Source organism: Kribbella catacumbae DSM 19601, from assembly GCF_000372465.1.
Lineage (GTDB): Bacteria > Actinomycetota > Actinomycetes > Propionibacteriales > Kribbellaceae > Kribbella > Kribbella catacumbae.
This window is the reverse complement of the sequence record NZ_AQUZ01000025.1, coordinates 120336-130556: the sequence shown is the minus strand read 5'-3', so window position 1 is coordinate 130556 and position 10221 is coordinate 120336. Positions and strand designations below refer to the sequence as shown.

Genomic DNA, 10221 nt, shown 5'->3' with positions numbered 1-10221 from the left:
GTCTTGTTGTGCCGCGTCCATCACACCGCATTGCACGACGGCCACTGGACCATCCAGACCATCGACAACCAGGTCCACGTCACCCGCCCCACCTGGGCCGACCCACCACCCCGCAGTACCCGACAACCCACCCCACCCAGCACCACCGCCCCCGCACACCCCGCGGCGACGGACGCTGATACCCGCACCAGCCCCACGGCATCCGCATCCACACCCGCTGACACCCGCACCACGCCCACTCCCACCACGACATCCACGCCGACCGACACCGATACCTGCGCACCACGGCCCACCATCGACGACGCATCCCTCACACCAACCCGGCCCCGGCCGCATTCAGGCGACGTCCCCTGGATCACCCCCGAACAAGCCGCAACCTTCGACCCCTGGGCCGACGGTGCCAAGCAACCCACAACGGACTACCTGACACCGAAGCGCGCCAGATAGTGCCAGACTCGCTTGAGGTCCTGATCGTCGTACCTGCCAAGAGCCACCGCATCGCCGATCACCCTCGGTGTCAGCCATCCGTTCACCGCAACCGCAACCGCAACCGCAACCGCAACCGCAACCGCAACCGCGACCCCGAGATCGACGTACTGCTGACCTCTGTACTCCGGATGCCGCCGAAGCTCGCCGACGCTCAACCGGAAGCCGCGATGCCACTCAACAGGGCAGGCAGCCGTCCGGCCGCGAGCTCGACCGCCGTACCCCGGTAGCTCGAGTCAAGCACCAATGCCTCGACGTCGCGGTCCAGATGCACCGGTTCGTGTACCTGCGCCTCGACGTAGTCGTCCAGGTCGTCCTGCTCGTCGGACTCGGCCAGCTCGATCAGCGACATCCCCGCCGCGACTCCGAAGTTCGCCGGCTAGCGATGGCTGTCGGGGTAGCAGAAGGTCGTCCGTGGCAGGACGCCAGCAGTCAACCTGAGATGGGCCGAGCCGAAGCGTGGCGCGGCGCCGACAGGTTTGTGGCGGAAGTTCAAGGCTCCGTAGGCCGGATGGCGGCGGGAGCGTCGTCGTAGGCGCCGCCGAATATCCTGCTCTCCCAGCGCCAACGGTCTCCACCAGGGCGCGCGGTCAATCCGCCGTTGCTTGTGCCGGTGGAGAACTGGGACAGGTACGAACCGCTTTCGGCCAGTGCGTCGAGGATCTGCCCTCGATCGGGGTGGAAGTTCAGCGTCACCCGCAGCGTCGGGTCGATCGGAACACCTGACGAGACACCAGCGACGTAGCGCAACGCCTTCACCGCAGCTGGCGAGAGGTTGCCGGACACGAGTGGATGATCGCATGAGCGCTCGGAGGAGTACCGCATTGTCTGACGACGCGCCGGCCTTCCTGCAGCGGGCGACGCAGGAGCCCGCGTCCCGGGTGGGTGGGAGCGGGCTCCGCGGGAGCGACATAGGAGCAACAGAAGGCGGCCGCGTCGGCGACCGTAGTACGGGCTAGCGGTTGCGATGTTGCTGGGCGACGTCTTTCAGGTAGAGGGCGCTTTGTTTGGGGATGCGGGCTTGGGTTTCGTAGTCGACGCGGACGATGCCGAAGCGCTTTTCGTAGCCGTAGGCCCATTCGAAGTTGTCGAGCAGGGACCAGGCCAGGTAGCCGCGGATGTCGGCTCCTTGTTTGATCGCCTCGGCGACCGCGGCCAGGTGCGACGCGAAGTACGCCGTACGGCCCTCGTCGGCGACGTAGCCGTTTTCGTCGGCGGTGTCGTCGAAGGCGGAGCCGTTCTCGGTGATGACCATCGGGAGGCCGGGGTAGTCCTTGCTGATCCGGACGAGCAGGTCGGTGAAACCCTCCGGGACGATCTCCCAGTCCATGGCCGTGCGCGGCTTGTTCAACGGTAGCGTCCGGCTGATCTGGTGACCGTCGTCGCCGACGGTCCGGCCGGCCTCGTCGAAGCCGGTGAACTTCTGGCTGAAGTAGTAATTGATGCCCAGGACATCGATCGGCGCCGAGATGGTCGCCAGATCGCCTTCCTGGACAGGGATTTCGATACCTTCAGCAGCAAGATCGGCGAGTACGTCGGCCGGGTAGCGGCCGTGGACCAGCGGGTCCAGGTAAAGCCGGGCGCCCATCCCGTCGGCGCGACGAGCCGCCTCGAGATCCGGCTCCGCGTCACTGGCCGGGTACGCCGTTGCCGCGTTCAACGTGATCCCGATGTCGAGTTTGCGGGGTGCCGCCTCGCGCATCCGTTCGGTGGCGAGACCGTGACCGAGCAGCAGGTGATGCACCGCCGCGACTGCCGCCGGATACTCCTTCCGCCCGGGCGCATGCGCGCCGTACGCGTAACCGAGCATCGCCGAGCACCACGGCTCGTTGAGCGTCGTCCAGGTGTCCACCCGGTCGCTCAACGCGTCGAACACCAGCATCGAGTAGTCCGCGAACCGGTACGCCGTATCGCGCACCGGCCAGCCCCCGGCGTCTTCGAGCTCCTGGGGCAGATCCCAGTGGTACAGCGTCACCCATGGGTCGATGCCCTGGGCAAGGAGTTCGTCGACGAGCCGGTCGTAGAAGGCGATCCCGGCCGGGTTCACCGCGCCTTTGCCGTGCGGCTGGACGCGCGACCAGGAGACCGAGAACCGGTACGTGTCCAGACCGAGTTCCTTGATCAAGGCAACGTCAGCGGGCATCCGGGTGTAGTGCTCGCAGGCGATGTCGCCGGTGTCACCGTTGTCGATCGCACCGGGGACCCGGCAGAAGGTGTCCCAGATCGACGGGGTCCGGCCGCCGACGTCGACAGCGCCCTCGATCTGGTACGCCGAGGTCGCGACGCCCCAGCGGAAACCGGGCGGCAGGCTGGAGATCAGCTCCTGCTCGGCCGCCGGCGCGGTGAACACTGCGGAGGTGGGAACAGCGGTGGTGTTCATAGGCGTGTGTACGGCGCCCGCCGGTGGGCGAGCGCCGTACTGGCTCCCTTCGTGGTTTGGTGGTGGGAGATCAGCCGACCGGAACGCGGCCCGGCAGCCAGCAGGCCACCTCGCGGTTCGGGTCGTTCCTGGCCTCGGGGACGCCGAGGACGGGGATCTCCGTCGAGCAGCGGTCGAACGCGTGCGGGCACCGCGGATGGAACGCGCACCCGGTGGGCATGCCGCGTAGATCAGGCGGCGACCCGGGGATGCCGGCCAGCTCCCGGCGCGGACCACGCAGCGCCGGGAAGGACTTGAGCAGTCCCTCGCTGTACGGGTGGAGGGAGTCCTTGTAGAGATCGGCGGACTTGGCCTGCTCGACGATGCGGCCGCCGTACATGATCGCGATCCGGTCGGAGAACTCGACCAGCAGCGAGAGGTCGTGGGTGATGAACAGTACCGAGAAGTCGAGCCGCTCGCGCAGTTCGACCAACTGGGCGAGGATCTGGCGCTGCATCACCACATCCAGTGCGGTGGTCGGCTCGTCCATGATGACCACCTGCGGCTCGAGCACGAGCGCCATCCCGATCATCACCCGCTGCCGCATGCCGCCGGACAACTGGTGTGGGTACGCGTCCATCCGGTCCGCGGAGATGCCGACCAGCTTGAGCATCTCCTTGGCCCGGGCCACTCGCGCCTCGGAACTCAGCTGCGGCTCATGCGCGCGGATCACGTCGAGCATCTGGGTAGAGACCTTGTGCACCGGGTTGAGCGAGTTCATCGCGCCCTGGAAGACGATCGACGTCTCGGCCCAGCGGAACGCCCGCAACTCGGAGTTGCTCAGCGCCATCACGTCGTACGGGTCGCCGCCTGGCGGGTGGTAGATGACGCTGCCGCCGCTGATCACGCCGGGCGGCGGGAGCAGCCGAGTGACGCCGTAGGCAAGCGTCGACTTGCCACTGCCGCTCTCTCCGGCCAGGCCGAGCACCTCACCGCGATGCAGCGTCAGCGTGACGTCGCGGACCGCCTGGACGGCCTGGTCGCCGAGACCGTAGTCGACGTTGAAGTTCTTGATCTCCAGCACTGGTGCCTTCATACGATCCAACTCCTCATGCGGCGCCCTTCGCTTCGTCAGCGGCCTTCCGTACTACGGGAGTGACCGGGTCCAACTTGTCGTTCTGGGACAGGACGGGGGTGAATCCGACGCGCATCTTGACGGTGCGGCCGTCGGCCGTCTTCACCCGGGTGTGGCCGCTGCTGCGCAAGCGAGGGCTGACGAACTCGTCGATGCCGAAGTTGATCAGCGACAGCGCCGTACCGAGGATCGCGATCGCGAGACCGGCTGGCACGAACCACCACCAGGCGCCCTGGGCCAGGGCCTGCTGGCTCTGCGCCCAGAACAGGATGGTGCCCCAGTTCCACTCGGAGATCGTCGAGATGCCGATGAACGCCAGGGTGATCTCGGACATCACGGCGAAGATCACGGTGCCGACGAAGCCGGAGGCGATGATGGCGGTCAGGTTCGGCAGGATCTCGACGGTGATGATCCGCCAGGTGCTCTCACCGGTGGCGCGGGCCGCCTCGACGTAGTCGCGCCGTCGCAACGAGAGGGTCTGCGCGCGCAGTACCCGGGCGCCCCAGGCCCATGACGTCAGGCCGATGACCAGGGCAACCATCAGGTCGCCCGCGCCGGGGATCGTGGACGCGACGATGATGATCAGCGGTAGCGCGGGGATGACGAGGAAGACGTTCGACAACGCGGACAGGCCTTCGTCCGCCATGCCGCCGAGGAAGCCGGAACTGACGCCGATCAGGACCGACAGCGCGGTCGCGATGATGCCGGCCAGCAGGCCGACGAACATGACGCCGCGGGTACCGACGAGGACCTGGCTGAAGATGTCCTGGCCGAGGTGCGTCGTACCGAACCAGTGCTTGCCGGACGGGCCCTGGATCAGGTCGTTACTGCGGGCCGACGGGTCGAACGGCGCGATCCACGGGCCGATGATCGCGATCAGGCAGAAGAAGCCGAGCACGACCAGACCGGTCGCGGCCTTCGGGTTGGCGACGAACCGCAACCGCTGGCGCTTGGCCGGGGTAGCGACTCCGGCCGGGCCTTCGGGCGTGACCGCGGTGATGGTGGTGGCTGGTGCGGACATCGGTCAGCCCTCCTTGCGGGTGCGGGGATCGAGCAGCAGGTACGCGACATCCGCGATCAGGTTGGCGATCAGGACCGACATCGTGATGACCAGGAACACGCCTTGCATCAACGGGTAGTCCTTGGAGCCGACGGCCTGGAACAGGTTGTAGCCGATGCCGGGGTAGGAGAAGACGATCTCCACCAGCAGGGTGCCGCCGACGATGAAGCCGAGCGACAGGGCGAACCCGGACACGTTCGGCAGCAGCGCGTTGCGGGCGGCGTAGCTGACCATCACGCGGCGCTCGCTCAGGCCCTTCGCGTGCGCGACGGTGATGTAGTCCTCTGACGCGACGGTAACCATCATGTTGCGCATGCTGAGGATCCAGCCGCTCACCGACGAGATCAGGATGGTGATTGCCGGCAGCAAGCTGTGCTGGACCGCGCTGCCGATGAACTCACCGTTCCAGGACGGCACCAGGCCGGGCTCGTAACCACCCGAGGAAGGGAAGAAGCTGTCCGAGCCGGCGAGCAGGGTGATCGCGAGCAGGCCGAGCCAGAAGTACGGGATCGACGACAGGAAGGTTGTCACGGGCAACAACCCGTCGAGCCAGGAGCCGCGCCGCCAGCCGGCCAGGACGCCGAGCGACGTACCGATCATGAAGCTGGCGAAGGTGGTGATGCCGACCAGGGCGATCGTCCACGGCAGGCTCTGGCCGAGGATCTCCGAGACCGGGGTGGGGAAGAAGGTGAACGACAGCCCGAGGTCGCCGCGGAAGATCTGTCCCCAGTAGTCGATGTACTGGCTCCACATGCTCGCGTTCTTGTCCAGACCGAACAGCACGTACAGCGACTGGATCGCCTCGGTGCTCATCTGGCCCTGGAACTTGTTGATCAGCGAGGTGACCGGGTCGCCCGGGATGAATCGCGGGATGAAGAAGTTGATCGTGATCGCGGCCCACGCGGTGAACAGGTAGAACGCGATCCGCTGCAGCAGGAACTTCACTTCGCGGCCCCTTCCTCGTAGAGCCAGCAAGCGGCCCAGTGTTCGCCCTCGCCGGAGATGACCGGCAGTTCGAAGCGCGGCGGCAGTTCGGTGGAGCACTTGGGCATCGCGTGGATGCAGCGCGGGTGGAACCGGCAACCGGTCGGTGGCGCGATCAGGCTCGGCGGCTCACCGCCGGCCTGGTCCTCAGGAGCGTCCTTCGCATCGCCGACGCGGTCGAGCCGGTCGGGATCGGGCGCGCTCTCGATGAGCAGCCGGGTGTACGGATGCGCGGGGTGCTGGGTGACGGTCTCGGAATCGCCGCCCTCGACCATGCGACCGGCGTACATCACCAGGGTCTCGTCGGCGAAGTACCGGGCCGAGGCGATGTCGTGGGTGATGTAGAGGATGGCCAGGTTCAGGCGTTCTTTCAAGTCACGAAGTAAGTTCAGGACGCCGAGCCGGATGGAGACGTCGAGCATCGAGACCGGCTCGTCGGCCAGCAGCGCCTCCGGGTCGGCGCCGAGCGCGCGGGCGATCGAGACCCGCTGGCGCTGGCCGCCGGACAGTTCGTGCGGGAACTTGTCCAGGTAGCGCTCGGGCGGGGTGAGCTGCACGCGCAGCAGCAGGGCGTTGAGGTTCTGCTCCAGCTCGGCGGAGTTCTTGCCGGCCCGGCCGTGGATCTTCAGCGCCCGGGTCAGGTGGTACCGGACGGTGTGGACCGGGTTCAGCGAGGCGAACGGGTCCTGGAAGATCATCTGCACCTGGCGGCAGTACGCCCGGAACTTGCGCCCGCCGTGCACAGTGATCGACTTGCCGTGCAGCCGGATGTCGCCGTCGGTGCGGGAGTACAGCTGTGCCAGCAGTCGCGCCACGGTGGACTTGCCCGAGCCGGATTCGCCGACGAGCGCGGTGACCCGGCCCCGGCGAAGCGTCAGCTGGATGTCGTCCACCGCGTGGACCGCCTTGCGCTCCTTGCTGAACAGGTCGCGCAGACCCCGCCGTACGGGGAAGTGTTTGGTGAGGCCGTCGGCCTCGAGGACCACGTCGCCCGTGGTCACCGGTTCTGTCTCGGTCGCCGTCATGACGTTTCGAACTCCTTGTGTGATCGCGGCACCGCGGCCGGGATCCCCAGGTGGTGGGATCCCGGCCGCGGCGTGTCCTTAGGCTCCTGCGGGCTTCAGGCTGAGGACGATCTGGAGTGCGTTCTGCTGCGTCGGCTGGGCCGGCGCGTACTGGTTCGACTCGTCCGGCCAGCCGGTCCAGTTCTTGGTGCTGTACAGGCCACCGACGTTGGACGCCGAGGTCGGGATGACCGGCATCTGCTCGACCATGATCTTCTGCAGCGTGTTCAGCGCCGTGGTCCGGGTCGCGTCGTCGGTCGCGTTGGCGTACTGGTCCAGCGCCTTGGTCGCCTCCGGGCTGTTGAACCGGCCGTAGTTGCCGCTCACGCCGCCCTTGCCGACCGGCTTCAGGATCTTGCCGTCCATGATGTTCTGGTAGATGTCGTAGGGCGTCGCGCCGCCGTTGGTCCAGTGCATGCCGGCGTCGAAGTTGCCCTCGTCGAAGGCCTTGAACCAGGCGTCCTGGTTGGCCTTGTCGACGGTCGCCTTGATCCCGATCGTGGACAGGTTGTCCTTGATGATCTCGAGGTCGGTGATGTAGTCGGACCAGCCGGCCGGGTCGGTCAGCGTGATCGTGACCGGCTTACCGGTCTTGTCCTTCAAGACGTTGCCCTCGAGCTTGTACCCGGCGGCGGCCAGGTCGGCCTTGGCACCTTCGACGTCGACCGAGTGCAACTTGTCCTTGAACTCCGGGGCGATGAACGACTCACCGGCCGGGGTCGGGATGCCGGTGACGGACTCGACCTTCGGGTAGAAGTAGCCGGCCTCACCCTGCATGAAGATGTCGTCGCGGTTGATCACCTTGTCCATCGCGCGCCGCAGAGCCGGGTCGTCGAAGGGCTTGCGGGTGGTGTTGATCCACAGCCCGTGGATGCCCAGGTTCGCCGGGAACCACAGCTTGTGGTTCTTCTCGTCCTTGGACTGGTAGACGGCCTTCACGTTCGGGACGAAGACGAAGCTCCACTCCGAGGCGCCGTTGGCCAGCGCGGTGGTCTGCGCGTTGTTGTCGTTGTACGACGTGTAGCGCAGCTCCTTGACCTTCGGCAGGTCCTGCCAGTACGCGTCGCGGACCGCCAGCGTGGTGGTCTGCGGAGTGAACGACTTCACCTTGTACGGGCCGGTGCCGATCGGGTTCTTCAAGGTGTCCTGGGTCGGATCCTTGAGCGCGGACCACTGCGCCTTCGGTACGACGAAGACGGTGAGCACCTTGTTCTGGTTGACGAACTGGGACCGGGTGAAGGTCAGGTCGACCTTGTTGCCCGACACGGTGATCGTGCCGTAGGGGATGGCGTCCTGGTTCAGGCCCTCGTGGTCCTTGCGCAGCTGGAACGAGTAGGCCACGTCGTCGGCCGTCATCGGCGAGCCGTCGGAGAACTTGACGCCGTCTCGGACGGTGAGCGAGAGCTTGGTGAAGTTGTCGGCCCACTTCCACTCGGTGGCCAGCCACGGCTTGCCCGGCTCGGTGGGCTTGATGCCGTTGATCATCACCAGCGGTTCGTAGATCATCCAGCGGTACCCCAGCGAGGCACCCGACGAAGAGCCGAGGAACGGGTTGTGGTTCTCCGTCTGCGGACCGTTCGGCATGCCCACGTTCAGCACCGTCGCGGTGCTGCCGGAGCCGGCGGCCTCTTTCTTGGTTTCCCCGCTACTGCAGGCACCCACTAGGGCTGCCGCGAGCACGCCCGTGAGGGCTAGCGCGACTGAGCGTCGAGCTCGCATCGTTCCTCCTGTGTTTCGTCCAACTGGTTGGCGGATGACTTCTCGATTTGACTGTCGGGTGGAGCTGGGGGCGGTTCGCATCGTGCCGTGAAAGCGCTCTCATGGGAATATCGGCGGCGCTAACAGATCGGTATCGGTGTTTTTCACCGGCGGCGGGGCGGGGGCAGCCACCCCGCCGCCGGAGTTCAGCGGCCGGCTGTGCGGCGGGCGGGCACGGGGGCGGTTGAGCTGCGGACGATCAGCGTCGTGGGCAGCACCTGGGGTTCGTCCGGCAGCGGCTTGCCGCCGAAGTAGTCCATCAGCATCCGGGCCGCGGCCTGGCCCATCTGGCGCATCGGCTGGTGCACCGTGGTCAGCGGCGGTTCGGTGTGCTGGGCGTAGGGGATGTCGTCGAAACCGACCACGGACACGTCGTTCGGCACGTTCCGGCCGGTCTCCCGGACGGCCTGGATGGCGCCGCCGGCGGACAGGTCGTTGTGCGCGAAGATCGCGTCGAACCGCAGTCCGGCGTCGAGTGCCTGCTGGACGCCTTTGCGGCCGCAGTCGTGGGTGAAGTCGCCTTCGAAGACGAGCCGCGGGTCGAGCTCGATACCGGCCGCCGCGTAGGTGTCGCGGAAACCTTCCAGGCGTTCCTGGGTACAGCCGAACCAGTCCACGCCGGTGATCACCAGCGGATGATGCCGGCCGAGTTCCAGCAGGTGCTGGGCCGCGGCCGCGCCGCCGGCGCGGTTGGTGGTGGCGACGGACGGGAAGACGGGCTGCTTGGCCCGGTCGTCGATCAGGACGACGGGCAAGCCGCGGGAGTGCAGTTGTTCGATGTAGGCGAGCGTGCCTTCCGGCTCGATCACCAGCAGGCCGTCGAAGGACTGGGCCGAGACCTGTGAGGCGAACTGCTGCATAGATTCCTCACCCCGGTTGCAGGTGAACAGCAGCAGGCCGTAGCCCTCGGACTCGACCACATCCACGGCGCCCTGCAGTACTTCGCCCATCCAGGGCCAGGTGAGCGAGGGGACCAGCATGCCGACGATCCGGGTCCGGCCGCGGGCCAGTCCGACGGCGCGGGCGCTCGGCACATAGCCGAGCTCGGCGATCACCTGGCGAACCCGCTCGGCGGTGCGCAGGTCGAGCTCGCCCTTGCCGTTCAGTACGCGGGACACGGTGGTCTTGCTGACCCCCGCGCGGGCGGCGACGTCGGCGATGGTGATCGACACTTCAGCTCCCCTCGGGCGGTTGGGGTTTCTGTTGCCGATTCGTGAACGATGTGTTCGGAACCGGTTTCGGAAGCGGTTCCGTAGAGTGAAGCCGAGTGAGTCAGCTCACGTCAATCACGACGAGATAACGAATCATGGCTAAGTTCACGATTTGTAAGAAGGTGGCCCGCCGGGTCTGGGCGAGGCGGGCCGTCGAGTGCGCC

Annotated in this window: 7 protein-coding genes and 2 pseudogenes; 1 reads left to right on the top strand and 8 read right to left on the bottom strand. The window is 66.9% G+C overall.

The window, feature by feature from the left end:
- Positions 1 to 447: pseudogene (locus tag A3ES_RS56220) on the top strand (DUF222 domain-containing protein); the annotation flags it as partial.
- Positions 448 to 640: 193 nt separating this feature from the next.
- On the opposite strand, the pseudogene A3ES_RS48280 reads toward A3ES_RS56220, so the two are convergent.
- The 8 genes and pseudogenes from A3ES_RS48280 to A3ES_RS0124830 all read right to left on the bottom strand — a co-directional run bounded on the left by A3ES_RS48280 (position 641) and on the right by A3ES_RS0124830 (position 10018).
- Positions 641 to 1311: pseudogene (locus tag A3ES_RS48280) on the bottom strand (DUF3626 domain-containing protein).
- Positions 1312 to 1441: 130 nt separating this feature from the next.
- On the bottom strand, positions 1442 to 2866 hold the full coding sequence (locus tag A3ES_RS0124860) for a GH1 family beta-glucosidase (protein ID WP_051084796.1): 1425 nt from the start codon (positions 2864 to 2866) through the stop codon (positions 1442 to 1444).
- Between the two features lie 70 nt (positions 2867 to 2936).
- Positions 2937 to 3941 (bottom strand): ABC transporter ATP-binding protein, encoded by a 1005-nt coding sequence (locus tag A3ES_RS0124855; RefSeq protein WP_020389555.1) that lies wholly within the window; start codon positions 3939 to 3941, stop codon positions 2937 to 2939.
- Between the two features lie 13 nt (positions 3942 to 3954).
- Positions 3955 to 5001 (bottom strand): ABC transporter permease, encoded by a 1047-nt coding sequence (locus tag A3ES_RS0124850; RefSeq protein ID WP_020389554.1) that lies wholly within the window; start codon positions 4999 to 5001, stop codon positions 3955 to 3957.
- 3 nt (positions 5002 to 5004) lie between these two features.
- Positions 5005 to 5985, bottom strand: a complete 981-nt coding sequence (locus A3ES_RS0124845) for an ABC transporter permease (RefSeq protein ID WP_020389553.1) — start codon at positions 5983 to 5985, stop codon at positions 5005 to 5007.
- Positions 5982 to 7049, bottom strand: coding sequence for an ABC transporter ATP-binding protein (locus A3ES_RS0124840; protein ID WP_020389552.1), 1068 nt, complete (start codon positions 7047 to 7049; stop codon positions 5982 to 5984). The genes A3ES_RS0124845 and A3ES_RS0124840 overlap by 4 nt, the downstream gene beginning before the upstream one ends.
- Positions 7050 to 7127: 78 nt before the next feature.
- Complete coding sequence (locus A3ES_RS0124835; RefSeq protein WP_020389551.1) at positions 7128 to 8807, bottom strand: ABC transporter substrate-binding protein; 1680 nt, start codon at positions 8805 to 8807, stop codon at positions 7128 to 7130.
- Positions 8808 to 8992: 185 nt separating this feature from the next.
- Positions 8993 to 10018: a LacI family DNA-binding transcriptional regulator gene (locus A3ES_RS0124830; RefSeq protein ID WP_020389550.1), complete on the bottom strand. Its 1026-nt coding sequence runs from the start codon at positions 10016 to 10018 to the stop codon at positions 8993 to 8995.
- Positions 10019 to 10221: the final 203 nt, after the last annotated feature.